At 40.9% G+C, this 18,609-nt stretch carries 17 protein-coding genes; 7 read left to right on the forward strand and 10 right to left on the reverse strand.

Going from position 1 to position 18,609, the window contains the following annotated elements; genetic code table 11:
• Positions 1 to 63: 63 nt before the first annotated feature.
• On the reverse strand, positions 64 to 1,023 hold the full coding sequence (gene mptA, locus MSTHT_RS08715) for a GTP cyclohydrolase MptA (protein ID WP_048167443.1): 960 nt from the start codon (positions 1,021 to 1,023) through the stop codon (positions 64 to 66).
• Positions 1,024 to 1,426: 403 nt separating this feature from the next.
• Between mptA and MSTHT_RS08720 the strand changes: the two genes are divergently transcribed.
• Both MSTHT_RS08720 and argB read left to right on the forward strand, forming a co-directional pair.
• The gene (locus MSTHT_RS08720; RefSeq protein WP_048167444.1) at positions 1,427 to 1,711 is read left to right on the forward strand and encodes a non-histone chromosomal MC1 family protein; all 285 of its coding nucleotides are present in this window, start codon (positions 1,427 to 1,429) and stop codon (positions 1,709 to 1,711) included.
• Between the two features lie 234 nt (positions 1,712 to 1,945).
• A complete protein-coding gene (argB, locus tag MSTHT_RS08725) occupies positions 1,946 to 2,845 on the forward strand; it encodes an acetylglutamate kinase (RefSeq protein ID WP_048167445.1) in 900 nt (299 codons plus the stop codon).
• 133 nt (positions 2,846 to 2,978) lie between these two features.
• On the opposite strand, the gene MSTHT_RS08730 is transcribed toward argB, so the two are convergent.
• Together MSTHT_RS08730 and guaA are read right to left on the reverse strand one after the other, a co-directional pair.
• Entirely contained in the window at positions 2,979 to 4,019 is a 1,041-nt protein-coding gene (locus tag MSTHT_RS08730) for an archaeosine biosynthesis radical SAM protein RaSEA (RefSeq protein ID WP_048167446.1), read from the reverse strand.
• Positions 4,020 to 4,133: 114 nt separating this feature from the next.
• Positions 4,134 to 5,051: a glutamine-hydrolyzing GMP synthase gene (gene guaA / locus MSTHT_RS08735; protein WP_048167447.1), complete on the reverse strand. Its 918-nt coding sequence runs from the start codon at positions 5,049 to 5,051 to the stop codon at positions 4,134 to 4,136.
• A gap of 955 nt (positions 5,052 to 6,006) precedes the next feature.
• On the opposite strand from guaA, the gene recQ reads away from it, so the two are divergent.
• Positions 6,007 to 8,634: a DNA helicase RecQ gene (recQ, locus tag MSTHT_RS08740; protein ID WP_048168491.1), complete on the forward strand. Its 2,628-nt coding sequence runs from the start codon at positions 6,007 to 6,009 to the stop codon at positions 8,632 to 8,634.
• Positions 8,635 to 8,825: 191 nt separating this feature from the next.
• Here recQ and hxlA read toward each other — a convergent pair whose 3' ends face one another.
• Positions 8,826 to 10,106 carry a 3-hexulose-6-phosphate synthase gene (hxlA, locus tag MSTHT_RS08745; protein ID WP_148704463.1) on the reverse strand — a complete coding sequence of 427 codons (1,281 nt, stop codon included), beginning with the start codon at positions 10,104 to 10,106 and terminating at the stop codon, positions 8,826 to 8,828.
• Between the two features lie 541 nt (positions 10,107 to 10,647).
• Between hxlA and pyrB the strand changes: the two genes are divergently transcribed.
• The 4 genes from pyrB (at position 10,648) to MSTHT_RS08765 (ending at position 13,513) form a co-directional block, all read left to right on the forward strand.
• Entirely contained in the window at positions 10,648 to 11,574 is a 927-nt protein-coding gene (pyrB, locus tag MSTHT_RS08750; protein ID WP_048167449.1) for an aspartate carbamoyltransferase, read from the forward strand.
• The gene (gene pyrI / locus MSTHT_RS08755; protein ID WP_048167450.1) at positions 11,571 to 12,041 is read left to right on the forward strand and encodes an aspartate carbamoyltransferase regulatory subunit; all 471 of its coding nucleotides are present in this window, start codon (positions 11,571 to 11,573) and stop codon (positions 12,039 to 12,041) included. Before pyrB ends, pyrI begins: the two co-directional genes overlap by 4 nt.
• Positions 12,042 to 12,225: 184 nt before the next feature.
• The gene (locus MSTHT_RS08760; RefSeq protein ID WP_048167451.1) at positions 12,226 to 12,699 is read left to right on the forward strand and encodes a DUF5788 family protein; all 474 of its coding nucleotides are present in this window, start codon (positions 12,226 to 12,228) and stop codon (positions 12,697 to 12,699) included.
• Between the two features lie 301 nt (positions 12,700 to 13,000).
• Complete coding sequence (locus MSTHT_RS08765; RefSeq protein ID WP_231588045.1) at positions 13,001 to 13,513, forward strand: hypothetical protein; 513 nt, start codon at positions 13,001 to 13,003, stop codon at positions 13,511 to 13,513.
• Positions 13,514 to 13,696: 183 nt separating this feature from the next.
• Here MSTHT_RS08765 and dapB read toward each other — a convergent pair whose 3' ends face one another.
• The 6 genes from dapB to MSTHT_RS08795 all read right to left on the reverse strand — a co-directional run bounded on the left by dapB (position 13,697) and on the right by MSTHT_RS08795 (position 18,607).
• Complete coding sequence (gene dapB / locus MSTHT_RS08770) at positions 13,697 to 14,488, reverse strand: 4-hydroxy-tetrahydrodipicolinate reductase (protein WP_048167452.1); 792 nt, start codon at positions 14,486 to 14,488, stop codon at positions 13,697 to 13,699.
• Complete coding sequence (dapA, locus tag MSTHT_RS08775) at positions 14,485 to 15,360, reverse strand: 4-hydroxy-tetrahydrodipicolinate synthase (protein ID WP_048167453.1); 876 nt, start codon at positions 15,358 to 15,360, stop codon at positions 14,485 to 14,487. Before dapA ends, dapB begins: the two co-directional genes overlap by 4 nt.
• A 65-nt stretch (positions 15,361 to 15,425) precedes the next feature.
• The gene (locus MSTHT_RS08780) at positions 15,426 to 15,623 is read right to left on the reverse strand and encodes a 30S ribosomal protein S17e (protein ID WP_048167454.1); all 198 of its coding nucleotides are present in this window, start codon (positions 15,621 to 15,623) and stop codon (positions 15,426 to 15,428) included.
• A gap of 439 nt (positions 15,624 to 16,062) precedes the next feature.
• The gene (locus MSTHT_RS08785; protein WP_048167455.1) at positions 16,063 to 16,362 is read right to left on the reverse strand and encodes a hypothetical protein; all 300 of its coding nucleotides are present in this window, start codon (positions 16,360 to 16,362) and stop codon (positions 16,063 to 16,065) included.
• A 285-nt stretch (positions 16,363 to 16,647) separates the two neighbouring features.
• Complete coding sequence (locus tag MSTHT_RS08790) at positions 16,648 to 17,421, reverse strand: heparan-alpha-glucosaminide N-acetyltransferase (RefSeq protein WP_048167456.1); 774 nt, start codon at positions 17,419 to 17,421, stop codon at positions 16,648 to 16,650.
• Positions 17,422 to 17,731: 310 nt separating this feature from the next.
• Positions 17,732 to 18,607, reverse strand: a complete 876-nt coding sequence (locus tag MSTHT_RS08795) for a CPBP family intramembrane glutamic endopeptidase (RefSeq protein WP_048167457.1) — start codon at positions 18,605 to 18,607, stop codon at positions 17,732 to 17,734.
• Positions 18,608 to 18,609 lie beyond the last annotated feature (2 nt).

Below are 18,609 nucleotides of genomic sequence, written 5' to 3' on the forward strand. Positions count from 1 at the left end.
AGACTCTCATGACTCAAAAATATAAAAATTAGCCTATTTTTATGTTTATGTTCTTCTATCTTTTTACCCTTGATTGATTTCCATCCTGAGTTCTCCCATCAGGGCGACTCTTTCGGCAAAAGCATTGTGTCTGTGGATACTTTCTTCATTGGTCTGTTTGATGGTGATTACCGCATTATCAGGAAGATCTGGAAACTCTTTTACTATATTGTCAGCCATAGTTCTTACACAATCTTCTACAAATTTCGGATTCATATGTGCAGTTTCTACAACGACCTTTTCATCTGAGCGTTTCAAAACTTCATACACGCTGGAACTCATAGAGCGTTCAATAATTTTAATGATGCTCTCGAGGGAAACATCGAAATCATGTGCTACCTTGATTGAGATAATACCTCTTCCGCGCTGGTTATGGGTCGCCATGGGAACTCTCTCAAGGAATTTTATAATTGTATCATTGTCAACTCCAAGCTTGGAAAGCTCATTTGCAGCCTTATCTCTCATAATCTCCTGAGCGCAGGGGCAAGCTGTCATTCCTACAACTTCGGCACCTATTAGCTTCTTTACATCAAAATAGTCATCATTCCCTGTCCCCCTTATGGCAGATGCTTCAGCAAAGATATTTACAACTTCCTGGCATTTGATTCCAGTTGATGGGGAAGTACGTCTGATCATGTATTCACTTTTCATCCGAACTTCTGCCCGATTAGCATATTCATGCCTGCCAAGCAGGTTATGTGCAATGTCACTGCACAACTGCTCTATTTCGTACACAGGTGTGCTGACCACTTTCTCCAGTACTTCGTCTACTGCTTCGAAGTTGCGCGAGAGATTTGCTCCTTTCCGATCGGATGGCAGATCAACAAAAACGTCAAACGTTGAAATCAATACTATAGGGCGTTTGTCTTTTCGCTTGATTTCAACGAGTTTTTTCACATTTGTTACCCCTACACGGGTAAGGTTTATAGCTATACTTGGTTTACTGGCCTGGACGTCCGGGAGGTTGAAAGTACAATGTTCCATAATTAACCAGATCCATGAAAAGATGAGTGTTTGATTTTATAAAATGTATCTTGATAGATACATAATTTTATTCCACTTGGAAAAATATAATGACCATAAGAAGTTATAACATGTAAAGTTTATGCTTTTCATACTCTTTTTCCAAATGTACAAAAATACTTAAGTTTTATAAGTGTCCAAAACTTATTTCCTGAAACTTATTTTGGACTACATTTTTAACAAGGGATAATTATTTAAATATTTCTCATGCTGTCGACAATTTGGAAAAATTTAGTTTATATACTCTTCGCAAATTTAGGTGATTTTTGTATAAACCAATAACTATAGGCAACATCCTGAAGAAAGACTTTATATACTTTAAAATTTAATCAGTGTCTAGCAATACATTTGCGAGGTGACCTTTATGTCCAACACAAGAAATTTTGTTTTACGAGACGAAGATGGCAATGAGCACGGAGTTTTCACCGGAAAACAGCCTCGACAGGCTGCCCTGAAAGCTGCAAACCGGGGCTCCGGGACTAAAGCCAATCCGGATATCATCCGCCTCAGAGAACGCGGGACAAAGAAGGTGCACGTTTTCAAGGCATGGAAGGAAATTGTCGACGCCCCTAAAAACAGGCCAGCCTGGATGCCTGAGAAAATCAGCAAGCCCTTTGTCAAGAAAGAAAGGATAGAAAAGCTCGAATAAACTGAACAAACTTAATTTTTCTCACATGCCCTGAAATCGGGGTTCTTCTTTTTCTTTAATATCCAGATATAGAATTAGCCTGGACTGGTCTTTAATTTTATTGCTATCCGGGCTGGCTTATTTTCCAGCACTTCCCCAAATCAATCATGTCATACTTGTATTTTTCACGCTCTTCGGGTTTTAATCAGTATCTTCAACGATAAGTTTAAAAACAGATTTTCTGATTCCTACATCATGGAACTTAAGAGAGAAAACGTACTCATTGAAGCCCTGCCTTATATGCAGGAGTTCTATGACTCAATCATGGTTATCAAAGTGGGCGGAAACGCAATGGTTAACCCCCAGATCATGGAAGATATTATAAAAGATATTGTGCTCCTGCGCTACGTGGGAATCAAACCCGTTATTGTTCACGGGGGCGGGCCCGAGATCACGGAAAAAATGGAGCGGATGGGCAAGAAGGCTGAATTTTTCCAGGGGCTACGTATCACAGATGACGAGACTATGGAAATTGCCAGAATGGTACTTGTCGGGAATATCAATACCAAAATCGTGTCCCTCATAGGAGTTTTTGGGGGAAAAGGCATCGGGCTCAGCGGTCACGACGGCAGAATGATCCTTGGGCACAAACAGGGTGCGAAGAAGGTAATAGTCGACGGTGTCGAAACTGAAGTCGATATTGGTTGGGTTGGAGAGTGTGAAGTGATTAATCCTGACATCCTTCATATAGTGCTTGAGAACGGTTACATTCCAGTCATTTCTCCTATTGCAGTGGATATAAAAGGCAATGCTTTGAATATTAATGCCGATATAGTAGCAGGTGACATTGCGGCAGCTTTACACGCTAAAAAGCTTATTCTGATGACTGACGTCCCAGGTCTGCTTAAAGATGTAAAGGATCCCAGCAGCCGCATCTCTTGTGTGACTCTGGAAGATATTGATACTCTAATCTCAGAAGGCGTTATACAGGGAGGCATGATTCCAAAAATTAAAGGCGCAGCAGTTGCGGTTGAAAACGGGGTCGAAAGGGCTCATATAATAAATGGAAATGTCCCTCACTCCATGCTTCTTGAGCTCTTTACCGATTGCGGTGTCGGAACTATGGTCTGCAAGTTAGAAAAGTCACAAGAGTAATTGAAGACAACGCGACAATTTTATAATTAACACGAAATTTGATATGATGAAAAGATGGGAGATATGCTGACCTTCTTATGATGGTCGGGTATAATATTCCCACTCAGTTCAAATAGAATTTTTCTTTACGTTTTTAATCTAAAATTGGTGTCCCATAAGTAAAATCCTCAAGTTCCAGGACTTTTTTCCAGAGCTCTTTGCATTCACAGTCTGTTTTGTTGAGATCTTCCGGATTTTGAGTAAGCGAGAAAGCTCTCAAAGAGTCTGCTACGTCAGAACTACACAGTTTACAGTTGTGAGGACCGCGTTTTGAACCTGCTCCAACGGGATCTGACATAAGGGGGAGGTCTGGATGGGCTGCTTTTGCCCTTTTGAGGATTTCTACTATGCTCCAGAGCCAGGGAGGACGATACTGCCCTTTTTCCCAGAGAGCTTCGACAAGGGTGCCTTTCTGGACATTACAGAGGTTGATAGAAATTGTATCTGCGTAAGGGGCTGCATCATCTATGGAACGAATAATATCCTCCATAGCCTGGCGTTCGGAAAGGAAAGGAGGCTTTAACATCAGGTATGCTTTTACAGTTGCTCCGTTCTTTCTTGCAGTTTCTGCAGCACGGATAAAGTCCTCGAAAGTAAAACCTTTATTAATCGAATCCCTGCGAATTCTGTCCGAACTGGTCTCCAGCCCAAAAGCCAGCTCAAAGGGCTTACTCTTCAGAGTTTTAAGGCATTCCTGCACATTTTCTTCAGTTACGAAATTGGGACGGGTTTCAACAAGCACTTTGACTACCCTGGGATTGTCTGCAAGAGTTTTGAGGATTGTATCTCTTGCCTCAATAGGCACTTCCAGTTCGTCAAGAAAACTGCCTGAGGTAAATATCTTGACCATAAACTCAGGGAATTTTTCAGCCTTCTCCATTGCTCTTGCAAGCTGGGCTTTGTAATCTTCCAGAGTTGGAAGCTCACTTGCGCAGTCATATACATAACCACACATGGTACACCCTCCAGCTTTTCCCCAGCGGCAGCCTGCGCTCTTGAAAATTATCGTTAGAGTATTTACCTGGCTTCCGTTTACAAGATCTACTCCTGTCCAGCTCGCCGCAGGCTCGTCTGTAGGAGAAGGTTTAACTTTAATTCGCTGCCGAATTTCCATTACTGCTTTATTCAGGGTCATGGGCGTAAAAACTCACTTTGTGGCTTGCTTTATTGTAAAAAAAAGGTTTTGAAGCTAAAAACAGCTTCAGCTTTATATTATGTTCTTTATTTGTTTACTTAATTACATTCGAAATTACTCGAACTCGATTGTTGCAGGCGGCTTGGGTGTAATATCGTAAACCACCCTGGCTACTTTTGGAATCTCAGAGGTAATTCTGGCTTCAAGCTTTTTGAGCACATCCCAGGGGAGTTCTAGCGCTTCAGCAGTCATTCCATCTCTGGATCCCACAGCTCTTATAGCTACGATCCATCCGTATGCCCTGACGTCTCCTTTTACACCTGTCCCTTTGCCGAGGATAGCAGCAAAAGCCTGCCAGGGGCAGAACCTGTCAAGTAGTTCCTCTTCAACTATAAAGTTGGCTTCCCTAACAACCTCAAGCTTCTCTTCTGTAACTTCACCAAGAACGCGCACAGCCAGACCAGGACCCGGGAAAGGCATTCTTTCACAGATCTCGTCAGGTAGCTGGAGCGCCCAGGCAATTTCCCGGACTTCATCCTTATAAAGGTCCGCGATAGGCTCAACAATCTGTTTGAAATCCATCACACTGGGCAGTCCCCCAACGTTATGATGGGACTTGATTCCGCCTTCGGACTCGATCCTGTCAGGGTAAATTGTCCCCTGTATAAGGTACTCAGCTGCAAGTTTCCTTGCCTCTTCCTCAAACACGCGGATAAAGGTCTCGCCTATAGCCTTCCTTTTCTCTTCAGGGTCAGTTATACCTTTGAGGGCTGCAAGGAACCTATCCTTTGCATAAACAATATCAAGGTTCATGTGGGAGAAAATATGTTTTATCCTCTCGGTTTCTCCTTTCCTCATGAGCCCTGTGTCAATGTAGATCGGCTGAAGCCTGTCCCCAATCGCCCTGTAAGCCAGTTCTGCACAAACAGAACTGTCCACACCGCCCGAAAGCGCAATAATTGCTCTCCCGTCCTTAATTTCTTTGCTAATTTTCTCAATCGCTTCTGAAATGAACTTTTCGGGTTTTACCATTGAAATGCTCCTTAATGATGCTAAACTGCAATCCTTTAGAAAAAATGATCATAATCTGTAAAAACTACCAGAATTATCAGAATCTGATTATTTTATTGTAATATATGAGTTGGTGCATGGAGGTTTTGATATTTAAAGGTATAGTTGAAGAAACAAAAATAGTCAGTGTCATAGATTTGCTGTAAATTGGAAGTCAAGTTTTTGTATCCTGCAGGAGAAACTGATCTCAAAGTACTGGGTTTTCAAACTAAGAACTTGCCTGATGGGATCACACAAAAGAATGGCTGATACAGAACATAACTGAAGAGGAAGATAAGAAGTGCCTGGGTGTACCACACTTCTTATCTTCCTATCCTTACCTCATACCAAACATTAATAATGTTGACGCTAGAGATAAATAAATTTATTTTCACCGCTTAATCCTTTTCTGACTTTTCCAGAGATTGACTATCTTGACTATATCATTTATCTCTTCCTAAATTGATTTTTTAGTTTTATTATTCGAAAAATCTGAATTTATTTGAGAGCTTACACCCGATATAGCCGAATACTTTCATCCCGCACACCCGCAACTTAAATATGATGAACTTGAAACATCACAACGTCAGGATTCCAGAGCAGGTTCACTTTATACGCAATCTGGCTATTGTGTCAGATTATCATAAAATGAGAAAAATTTATTTAAGCATGGAATTATTGTCATCAGCATAAGGCTAATTCATCATGAACATTGGAAAGTTTTATTATAAAAATTAGAATGTTATGTGCATAACTATTGTGTCAGACTATTGTATCAGTGCATAACCATGCCTGGTTTTACCGGATCTTCCGGTACTGATATTCTGGCTTTGAAATTAGTTCTACAGGTCAGGGGGATTTGAAAACGAGTACCGAATATAATTTCTTGAATGCTAGTAAACATGAACTTGAGCCCGAGCCCTCCCTGTCTGCCAGAATGTACTCAGCCCTGCGCCAGTATTTCGGATATACCTCTTTTCGCCCTTTGCAGGAAGAAATTATCAGGGATGTCCTTGAGAAAAAAGATGTTTTTGTGCTCATGCCTACTGGTGGGGGCAAATCAATGTGCTATCAGTTACCTGCTCTTCTCTTTGACGGGGTTACAATCGTTGTTTCTCCACTGATTTCCCTGATGAAGGATCAGGTTGACGGGCTTGAAGCAAACGGGATTGCTGCCGCCTGCATGAACAGTACCCAGAGTGCTAGAGAAATTCGGGATGTGAAAACCGCTTTTCTCGAAAACAGGTTAAAAATCCTTTATATTGCTCCCGAAAGGCTCATGACGCCAGGAACATTTTCTTTTTTAAAGAAGGGAAAGATCAGCCTATTTGCAATTGACGAGGCTCACTGCATTTCCGAGTGGGGGCACGATTTCCGACCTGAGTATAGAAAATTGAAACTTTTGAGAGATCCGAAGACAGGATTTCCTCATATTCCGATTATCGCGCTCACGGCAACAGCTACAGAAAGAGTTCGAGAAGATATTATATCGCAACTCAACCTTAATATTGCTCCGGAAAAAGGGCCTTACATAGCCAGTTTTAACCGTAAAAATCTTTATTATGAGGTCAGACCAAAGAAGAATACTTTTTCCGAGATCACCGATTACCTTCGCCGGCATAGAGGTGAAGCAGGAATCATCTACTGCCAGAGCCGAAACAGTGTCGAAGCACTTACAAAAAAACTGAATCTTGCTGGGTTCAGGGCTCTTCCTTACCATGCGGGACTTTCAGATGCCGATAGAGCCCGAAACCAGGAGATGTTCATTAAAGACGATGTGGACATCATAGTAGCTACAATCGCTTTCGGGATGGGTATTGATAAGTCTAATGTACGTTTCGTAATACACTATGACCTTCCCAGAAATCTTGAGAGCTATTATCAGGAGACTGGCAGAGGCGGAAGGGATGGCGGTCCCTGTGAATGCATTCTTTTTTTCAGCAGGGGGGACCGTTTCAAGATAGAATACTTTATCTCACAGAAAACAAACGAGAAGGAGAAAGACATTGCTCTTATGCAGTTAAGGCAGATGGTAGCTTATTGTGAGGGAAATAAATGCAGGCGCCAGACTTTAATGGAATACTTTGGAGAGATTCTTTTAGAACCTTGTGGGAACTGTGACAACTGCCTTACTCCGAAAGGTACTTTTGATGGAACGGAAGCTGCAAAGAAATTGATAACCTGCATCCAGGAGTTGAACCAGCGCTTTGGCACTAATTATGTTATCGATATTCTCACAAGCTCAAAAAATAAAAAAATCCGGCAAAATCGACATGAAAAATTGAAAAGTTACGGCATTGGTCGGGAGTTTACTAAAGAACAATGGAGGTCGTTAGCTTCCGAAATGATAAATACCGGTCTCCTAAATGTGAGCGGCGCGAAGTATCCTGTATTGAAACTTAACGCAATGAGCAGGAAGATATTGAGAGGGACGGAACGAGTTGAGCTTGTCTGTCCTGAAGGCTTTGTGCCTGAAGCTAAAGAACACTCGATGTCTTCTTCAATAGCTGCCTGTATAGAAGGCAAAAAAGCTGATGATTTGTGTTACCCTGTAGAAGGGTCTTCAGAAGGGGGTCTCTCAGAAAAATTTTCAGTTGCGGCTGATATTCTGAAAAATATAGAAGCCAGAAAGAATCTAAAATCAGGAAAAGAGCCTGATCCTATTCTTTTTGAGCGGTTAAAAGCTCTGAGAAAGGAAATTGCCCTAAAGAAAAATCTTCCTCCTTACATCATTTTCTCTGACACCACACTTAAGGAAATGGCTGCAAAGTTTCCGCGCAATCATGAGGAATTTCATTCCATTACAGGGGTTGGAGATCATAAATTGAGGAAGTACGGGGATGTTTTCCTCAAGGAAATTGAGAACTATTGTAGAGATTATAATTTAATGCCTGATGGAAAACCTGAAAGTCCAGAAACTACCCGCAGAGACCCTGAATATGAGGGGATAACATCAGAGGAAATAGTTCCAAATGGTAATGATTCCGAAGCTGAAATTGGGATTATTGGGACTAAAATGCCTGATTCTGAAGCTGATGACATGAGCAGCTTAGAAACTGGCGGCTTACTAACAAAAAGGAGAAAATATCTGGACACGAGCATTCAGGACTGGTCAGAGAGAAACCCATTGACAGGCAACTCAGGAGAAATAGACTCGGCAGAAACTTTACCTGAATCAGAGTCTGTAAATGTGATCAAAGCAAACCCTGTTGAACCTGTTCTTTCTGAAACGGATTCCCTTGAAAGAACTCTTTCTCTCTTTCAGAAGGGGTTCAGTGTAGATGAGATTGCTGAAATCCAGGGAATGAATACCCGAACCGTTTTCAGACAACTTGAAGAGCTCGCTCTTACTGGAAATATCAGGGATACTGGAGGAGTCTTTCCCCCGGGAAGACAGTTACAGGTAAAAAATGCACTGGAATCCCTCGAGCTGGAAATGGATTCCTTGATTAGAGCCAGAATAGGTGAAAACTGCCAGGAAGAAGAAATGAAATTTATCAAGGCTTTACTTCTGTCCAGAATCTGCTTTTCTCGACCTGAGAACAGTCCTGAGAACAGTGAGTGAAAATTTTTCTGTGGTCTCGCAGCATCTCTTAGACTTTAATAGTTTTCTGGCGTTTTTTATTCTCATTTTCCTTTTAATTCCCATTTCTTCTCTTTTACCCTGGACTTTAATAGATTTTTGAGAAATGGAACTATTCAGTGCTTATCCCATTTTTTTTGTTCAGTGTTTATCCCATTTTTTGAGTACCATATTCAGTGTTTTTCCCATTTTTTGAGTTCCATTATCTCAGAGAGCGTCCCACCTCTCTTAATTTCATCGAAAAGTCTTTTTTCGTTTTTGTAAACTTCTTTTGCTCTTCTTGCTAGTTCGTACGCCCTCTCTGCTGGAATTACCACAACACCGCTTTCATCGCCTACAATATAATCTCCTGGCTTCACGGTCTGCCCACCACAGGTAATCTCAGCATTAATCTCTCCAAAACCTTTAGGGTCTCCGGCGTTAGGTACTGTATTGCTTGTATAAATCGGAAGCCCCAGGTTCTTGACCTCGTCAATATCCCTGACAGCACCTTCTATTACTACGCCTGCAATTCCCTTATTTAAGGCACTTAAGGTTGCAAGTCCTCCCCAGCAGGCAACATCCTTGCTTTCGTTGTAAATAACGATTACATCTCCTTCTTTTGCAATATCAATTGCTTCCACTGGCTTTGCCCAATCTCCAGGAAAAGTCTGTACAGTAACTGCGGTTCCTACCATTTTTCCTCCTACCAGAGGATGAATACCTTTCATTGCGCCTTTTCTGTGCATGGCATCCGAGATGTTTGAAGTGGATACTTCTTTAAGAATTTCCCTAATTTCCTGGTCTACAGTGCCAACACAGCGGATTTCCACAGCATCCGGGCAGTCCACACTCTGCCGAATCTTCCTGGCTGCTTCGGTTACGTTGTCAGAATGAGTAATATTCCCTCCGACAATGACAACTCTTGCACCAGCCTTGACCGCCAGCGCTGCAGAATTTGCATCAAGTCCTCCAGCGACCGCGAGCTGTACATTGACTTTATGTGCGATCTCCCTGAGGAGTGAAATGGGGTCTTTTCCCATCATCTGCTGGTCTATTCCTACATGAACATTAACATAGTCCACACCCAAAGCCTCAAGTTCAACTGCTCTTTTTACAGGGTCAGGAGCCGAGATGAGGTCAGCCATCAGCCGGACTCCATATTTGTGAGCTGAACGAAGAGCATCAAGCAGTGTAGAATCATCGGCACTCCCCAGCACAATAACCACATCAGCGCCAGCTTTTGCTGCCATCTCGACTTCTAAAGCGCCTGTATCTACAGTTTTCATGTCTGCCAGAATTGTTCGTTCTGGAAAAGCTTTCCTCATGGTACGGATTGCGTCCATTCCTTCACTTTTGATAAGGGGTGTTCCGATTTCAATCCAATCTACACCCCCTGCTACTGCCTCTTTTGCAATCTCTACCGCGCGATCTAATTCCAGAAGATCAAGTGCAACCTGAATTATGGGAGCTATAGTATCACCTCAAATGAGAAATCGAAGAAACCGAAATTTTCAAGCATTCTTATATCAGCTTTCCTGTATACTTTTATTCTGGTTGTTATTCCGGGTTTACTCTATTAGTTTACGATTTTAGTAGAGCGAAAGAATCCCCGCCTTCTCAAAGGTCGGACAAATTCATCACCGTCTCATAATACCCTCTAACTATGTTTTTAAACTTACAGACTTGTACTCAATTGCCTGATCTTTACTTTGGAAGCTGGAAATGCTACAAAGGTCAATCTCTGTTGATTTTGTTCTGTTAACTTAATTCTACTGATTTTATTTCACTGTTGTTATTCTATCTGAAATTCATGGATAAACAATAAACATTAAACAATTTCAATGCGAATCGTCAATTGGAGGATCAAAGAATCAAGACTCTGGCTTAAATTTAATGAAAGGTATCCAAGTAAAGTGCATAACTTAGATATGGGAATGGGATTCAGTTGCCCTGGTCTCTCAGAAATTTCTAGGGCAAAAATTATATCTAAGTGTATCATTTTATGGAAGCAGGATGTCACTTAAGAACAGACATGTTATTTCTATGAAAGATTTTTCGCGGGAAGAGATCGACCACATTCTGGATACTGCGGAAAGGCTTGAGCCTGTTGCCAGAGGCGAAGAGAAACTCAAGCTTCTTGATGGGAAAATTATAGCACTTCTTTTTTTTGAACCGAGCACAAGGACAAGGATGTCTTTTGAAGCTGCTGTGCAGAGGCTTGGAGGAAAAATTCTCAACCTTGGTTCAGTGGAGGCAAGTTCAGTAATGAAAGGAGAAAATCTTGCCGACACCATCCGTGTGATCAGTAATTATGCGGACCTTATAGTCTTGCGTCATCCTCTTGACGGATCGGCACGGATGGCTGCTGAATTTTCAAGTGTTCCTATAATCAACGGTGGAGATGGGTCTGTTAACCATCCTACACAGACTTTCCTTGACCTCTACACTATCCGCAGAGAAAGTCATCTTGAGGGTCTGAAAATTGCTTTGGCAGGAGACCTGAAGTATGGAAGAACAGTACATTCTCTCTGCTATGCTCTATCCCTTTACGAAGCTGAAATGATTTTTGTTTCGCCTCCTGAACTCAGGATGCCTCCAGAGATTGTCAGGGATCTTCAAAAGAGGAATATCAATGTAAAAGAGACTGACTCCCTTGAAAAAATAATTGGAGATGTCGAGGTTCTCTATATGACAAGGGTCCAGAGGGAACGCTTCCCTGATCCCGAGGAATACGAGAAGGTTAAAAACAGATTGAAGGTTACGGGTGACCTGCTGAGAAATGTTAATCCGAACCTCAAAATTCTTCATCCTCTTCCGAGAGTCAACGAAATTTCTCCCGAAGTAGATTCAACGCCATATGCTTGCTATTTCGAACAGGCTTTCTATGGTGTTCCTACACGGATGGCACTTCTCGCTCTTGCTACGGGGGTAATTGAATGAAGGGAAAACGAAACCTCAAAGTCGAGGCAATTGAAAAAGGAACAGTAATTGACCATATAAGGGCAGGACAGGCTTTGAATGTTCTGCGTATACTTGGAATATCCAGTGATTTCCGAGCCACTATTAGCTTTGTTATGAATGCTATAGGCGCCAGAGGAAAAAAAGACGTTGTGAAAATCGAAGGTAAAGAACTCAGCGTTGAAGAACTTAACAAGATTGCCCTTATCTCTCCGACAGCTACCATCAATATTATCAGGGATTTTGAAGTCGTCCAGAAGAATAATGTTGTACTTCCTCCCTCTGTTGAGGGTGTTGTTCGTTGCACCAACTCAAAATGTATTTCCAATAGCAACGAACCTATAAAATCAAAATTCTCTGTGCAGCAGTCTGAAGAAGAAGGAGTAACTCTTCGCTGTCTGTACTGTGAACATGTGATCTCGGAAAATATAGCCGAGAATCTGCTTTGAGCATTTTTGTGAAATTTAATAAAATCTCCTACTCTCAATCCATGTGACACTCTAACCTGAGATTACAGGGAAGACTGGATTTTCCTTTAAATGCATACTGGGTTGGTTTCTTCAGGTTTATATAGAAAAAGATATGAATTGGGGCAGAGAATACTTAAGTACACCTGAATCGGGGAAAAAATCCATGTTACCGGACGAGAGAAATAGAAAAGAAACATATGTGGAATATATCAGCACTCAGGAACGGAATAAACTCCTCTGGAGCCTCAGGAGTGATTTTGCCTGGGTAGGAAAAAAAATTCCTAAAACCACAGAGATAGATGGAGAGGAGTATAAATTAGGAGATTTGATCCGGGAACTGGGAGAAAAGGGAATTATTAACTCGAATAAGGCTGCTGAAGTAAGGGCTATTATCCCGAAACTCAAAGAAAAAGCAAAAGCAAATGAAGAACTGCTGGAGACTGAAGAACTCACAAAGGCTGAAGCTGAGGCTTTATATGAGGAAGCTACCGGGCTTCTAAGAGCTGTAATAGAATTAGAGGACAGGCTTGAAGGAAAGGGCGGTGAAAAAGGTGCTGATGAGTTTAGAAAGATGCTCAACGCCCAGAGACTTATAGACGAAAAGAGTTTTCAACAACTACTGAAAAGCCTAAAATAATAATTCTTTTTCTATGTTTTCTAGTGTTCCAAGAAGAACGCTCGTCAGCTATTAACTAATAAACTCCCATATATATTTGCAAATAAGCCATTATTCCTCTTTCTTCTGTTTGAGATTAGATTGCTCTATTTACTTTTCTTATTTTTCAAATAGTTTCTGTGGAATTAGAGAGTTCAATTAATACTAAAACATATACATGACAATACTACTTAATTTTAAATGTAGGTGCATTTTAAATAATTGAAAGAAGATTAGTTTTACTGACAAGATTTTTAGTTTTTAACCCTAAAAAGGCATTGGCTTGAATAGAAAAAAGAAAGTCTTTTTGATTCTAGGGATTACAGGTGTTACTTCACTCCTGACTTTGTTATTGATAGAAGATTGGGTACTTGGTTTTGCAGGAGTTCCCTGCGTCTTTCTGATATCCATGATGCTTGTAGATCCACTTAACTCAAAAGCCAGAAGAGAAGTAGCAAAAAAAGAAGACAGCAATGAGGAAAGTGAGATATCTGGAGTCGAGACTAGGGCAGTTGTCGATTCCAGAATATATGAACGTCCATCCTTTTTTCTTGGTATACTTTTTATTATCGTCTATGGAGGCATCGGAAGCAAATATGAAAGTATCTTCTCGATTGAATACGAAGGAAAAATAATAGTTGTGCTCTATCACGACCTCTGCCTCGTCTCAGCAGGGGATAGGCTCAATATTCGTGGAAATTGGTACAGGGGGAAAAAGCTGGGAATACAGAGAAATGTCGTTGTTGCACACAGGGTTGAAAACTTGAATACAGAGCTGGTCTTCAGCCGTGATTGATCCTATCTTAATTAGTATATTATTGGCGTTCTGAAGATGAGTTTGGTTTGGATCAAGAAAAAGACTAAGAAAAAAGAAAGTAAATGATTTGTCTTAGATTGAGAATGCAGGCGGGTCTGATAAGGAAACTCAGCCCCACGCCTGTGATTTAAAGCTTCTATCAAAACGCTTGTTTAAGTTGTTTTATAAACCGAGCACATCATCCATAGAATAAATTCCAGGTTTTTGCTTACAGACCCATTCGGCTGCGCGCACTGCACCTTTGGCAAAGATCTGTCGAGAATGAGCCATGTGCCTGATCTCAATTCTTTCGGAATTGCCTGCGAAAAGGACGGTGTGGTCACCTGTGATATCTCCAGCGCGGACTCCATGAATTCCGATTTCTTTTCCGCGTGGGGCAATACCTTCTCTGCCGTAAATATATTCCTTTCCACCCAGAGCTTCACTGATAACATCAGCTGCACGAAGAGCGGTTCCACTTGGAGCATCTTTTTTCTGGTTATGATGAGCTTCTATGATCTCAATGTCATAGTCTGCAAGGTATTTTGCAGCTTCTCGGATTATCTTGAAAAAGACATTAACTCCTACTGAGTAGTTCGGAGAAATAACTGCACTTACCTGGGCTTTCTGGATAGCATCATCAACTATTGCTCGTTGCTCCTGAGTTAGTCCTGTCGTACCTATTACAAGGTTTACTCCGGTTCTGGCGGCGATTGGAGCATTAACTGCGGTTGCGCCGGCGGCTGTGAAGTCGATAAGGACATCAGCTTTGCTCTCTTTCAGAACAGCTTCAAGATCTTTAACATCTGAGATCGGAACTCCCAGGTTGCCGACGTGAGCAAATTCTCCTGCATCTCTTCCGAAATTACAAATATCAAAAGCAGCAACAAGCTGCATATCCGGGTGGCTGGTAATATTTTCTACAATTAAAGAACCCATCCTGCCGCAGGCTCCGAGTACTGCTGCGTTAATCATTCAATAACCCCCAGTTTTCTGAGTTCATTTGCAACCTTCTCAGTATTTGTCTCACTGAGGGGTGCGAGTGGAAGCCTCAGGTGCCCGCTTGCAAGACCTGCAAGTTCTGCAGCTTTTTTGACCGGAATTGGGTTCGTTTCCAGGAAAAGGGCACGAATCAAGGGGGAAATTTCAAAATGGATCTTTCTTGCAGTTTCATAGTCTCCGGAAAGAGCTGCATTTACCATTCTGGATACTCTATCGGGTACGATATTTGCAGCAACAGAAATAACTCCTTGACCTCCAACAGAAAGAATTGGAAGGGTCAAATTATCCTCGCCTGAAAGAACCACAAAATCCTCATCTACAGTGCTTTCCAGAATCTGGGAAACTTTACCAAGGTTTCCGCTGGCTTCCTTAATTCCCACGATGTTTTCAACTTTTGCAAGTTCAGCAATAACTTCTACCGGCATGTCCTGCCCTGTACGGGAGGGGATATTATAAAGAATCATAGGAATATCAACTGATTCTGCAATTTTCTTGAAGTGTGCAAGAAGGCCTGCAGGATTTGGCTTGTTATAATAAGGAGAAATCAGAAGCACACCATCTACACCTGCATCTGCAGCGTGCTTTGTAAACTGGAGAGCTTCTACTGTGTTATTTGAGCCCGTTCCCGCAATTACAGGAACTTTTGAGTATTCCACTGCAATATCTATTACTTCTTGATGCTCAGGTGCGGAAAGAGTTGCAGACTCTCCGGTAGTTCCACAGGGTACAATTCCTGCAACTCCTCCCTCTTCAACAAATTCAATAATCCTTTGTAAGCCTTCCCTGTCAATCCTGTCATCCTTTGTAAAAGGAGTTATCAGGGCAGGCATTGCTCCTTCAAACATGTTAGATATCCCCTCCAGTGTACCGAAGTAAATTCCCTACTTAGTATGGCTTCTTCCCTACTTACTTAGTATGATGCTTTCATGCGTGCAACTTTTCTTGTGACGTAACCTGCAACCCTGTTTCTTATGACCTTGCTTTCAATAGTCGTGTACTTTGTCACAAGAGCCTTGTTGGTTTCAAAATCTTTTGTAAAGACATCTCCATAGTTTTCAAGTAATTCTAATGCTGTTTTTTTTATATTAGTCTGTCTTATATTTCCCATCGTATCTCCTCTTGGATGTTTTTGCTATTTTTTTAGTCCAGTTACTCAATTCTACTTCTAGTTTGTCTCACATTTTTCCTGTGAAATATGGTTAACGTGAAGCCGGAAGCAGAAAATAGTTTTGTTGTCTATTTTCTCCCCTCGAATTGATCGGTTCAGTGAAAACTGGATGTAAAAATTTGGTTGATATTGATTTTGTCGACTAATAGGGCACTTGAGATTTATAAGTTTTGGGGTCAATACCCCAGTCTAAAGCTGTGAGGCTTATTTATTCTTTTCCTCTATTAATTGAGCGTGCAACAGGTGCTGACAATTTTCTCTCAGATATCTCTTTTTTGCAACATCTTGGGGTTTTAATAATTACATTTCAAGTATAATCTTGTTATATGAATTTAATATATCCTGCATTTAAATATATCTTTGTCTTTAGGTATATACATTATTTCCTCTTTATATAATCCGTTTTCCCAAGAAAACGGTCAAGGGTTCCTGCATGAGTGAAAACGCGCTCTCTTACTCCTTTACGATTAATAAATAATCCTATTAATACAAGAAGCAGCCCGATGTTCGGGTTTACATTGGCAGCAGTTGCTCCTACTAAAATCACGGAAGAAGCTGCAAGTCCCTTCATGGCTCCTTTCCTGTAAGAACGATAACCTGTTCTCTTAAATATCCGGACATCCCGAAGGGTCAGGAAAAGAACTACAAAATAGGCAAACATTGCAATCTCAAGATACATTCTTTTCTCCGTCTTCTGTTTTTGGTTTTGTATTTCTTGCTTCATTATCAGATTAAAAATAAGTCTGATTTACTTCTGACCTACGTTCTAGTCATTTTGTACAGAGCAGACTAAAATTTCTCAGCATATCAATACATTCAAGCAAATCATGCAAATTACCGATGTCATATGATATAAAACCAGCCGGTTTGGATCTTCTAGTAATGAATCTTCTAGTAATGGACATCTAGTAATTTTAAAAGCACACGGATAAATAGGGAAATAACACTTCTCAGATTTCACTTTTTAAGTAGCTTTTATAATATTCGGATCAAGTAACCCACTCAGGAACAGTAATCCGAGAAAGACTGGCTGATGGATAAAATATATGACAAGAGAATGTTGTCCCATCCTGGAAAACAGCCTGAAGAGAGGATTTTTCCCAGTATAAGGGATCTCAAATTGTCTTTTCCCATCTGCATACAGAAGATTTCCAAAGAAAACTCCTGCGAGCAGTACTCCAAACCAGGGGAAAATGGGGAAGTAATCAAGGGTTCTGAAGTTTTCGGGAGTGAAACCGAGCCAGAGCAGACTGGAAAACCCAAAGGTTATGTTCCTCAGATAAAGCCCTGAGAGGATGAAGAACAGGCTGAAGAAGAGATTTTCTTTCCCATATCTCAGGAAGGGATACACGAGTACAGCCGAGACCCCGAAAAAGTGCAGGATCCCAAAGACGATGTATTCTTCAGGTAAAAAGACCCGGGTTATACCTGTGAGCAAAAGCCCCATCAAATAAAGTTTAAGCCCTCTTCTCAGGTATTTTGAAAAGTTTTCTGTGCCATTTTTATCTAAACCTTTATTAAGAGCTCTTGAATGACTTATACACAGAGCAATCCCAGAGACGAGGATAAAAAGTAAAGCTGAGAGTCTGCCTGCATACAGGATGAGGCCGGATCTAAGCTGAATATCTGCAAGCTCAAAAAAATCCAGATCATAGAGAAAGTGGTACAGGAGCATCAGGAGGACAGCAAACCCTCGCAAACAATCAATCTCCCAGAAACGGTCTGCACACCTGGTCATAGATTTTTTTCTCCTAATCGAATAAAATTCTATTTATAAAGAATGGCAATCTTCTTTTAAAGATGTAATTTATAATTTGTGTTCCTTCCTGAAAAAGAGCGCAGATTTCTTATTCATTTCTTGTGGGTTGATATAGGGAAATCCGATTAGTAAGTGGAAAAAGTTAATTTTATTATTATATTAATTTTAAATATAAAAAACTTGAGATTTATAAATAAAGTAGCTTCAAAGCATCTTGCTGGCTACCAGCGACATTCATATTCGTGTTTTAGGGGAATTTCATATTACTCTCTCAATCCTTTTACCCGTCTTACGTTAATCCAAGTCCCGGACCCACATGAGGAATTATTCCAAACAAAAACACATTTATCGAGCCGTGAATCATTACAACTAAGGGAAGACTTCGGGTTTTATAAAACAGGTATCCTAAAAAACCTCCTACAAAAAAGGTATATATCATCTCAAAGGGGGTACCATAAGTGGAATGCATCATTCCGAAAAGGAGGCTTGCAAGGATGATCCCCCCAGCTGGTCCTAGGAATTCCTCCAGGCTTGTCTGGAGAATTGCCCTGAACATTAGTTCTTCTATCAATGCCACAATGAAGACCATTATGACTATTAGTGCGAGCAAGTTTGCAGATGAGAGATCTGGAATAAGTGCTCTTGCCCCTATAAGTATATATTCTGCTTGCGCAAAGGCAAAGCCTGCAAGGACAGACAGAGGAAGATAAATCCATAACTTTTTCAATGTATCTCTATTATTTTCATATACAATTTTTTGATGAGTAGCAGCAATAGTTAGTGGAATTGCCAGAGGTACATAGATAAATATAAACGAGTAAAGATTTTTCTCAAAAAAAATTGGCATAGAGAAGTTTATCAATCGGAAAATTGTTAGAATCAAAAGAGCCTGGTAAATTTTCCTTACCAGATAATTTTCAGTAACGGCTATTGAAAATGAGAGTGCAAGCAGCAAAAAAGTATAAGCTATTGAAGCTCCTTTCAATCGTCCACCAAAAATTAACAATTCGATGAGAATAATTGCAGTTATAGGGACTCCTGTATAGAATATCTTTTTCAGAAATCCTATTTTATCTTCAGTTTGTATTTTAAGCATCTTCCCAAGTTCCGTCGGAGAGATTTTTCTTGCTTTCAACTCCGAAGGCGAAAATTCAGGAGTCGCCATCT

Source organism: Methanosarcina thermophila TM-1, from assembly GCF_000969885.1.
Lineage (GTDB): Archaea > Halobacteriota > Methanosarcinia > Methanosarcinales > Methanosarcinaceae > Methanosarcina > Methanosarcina thermophila.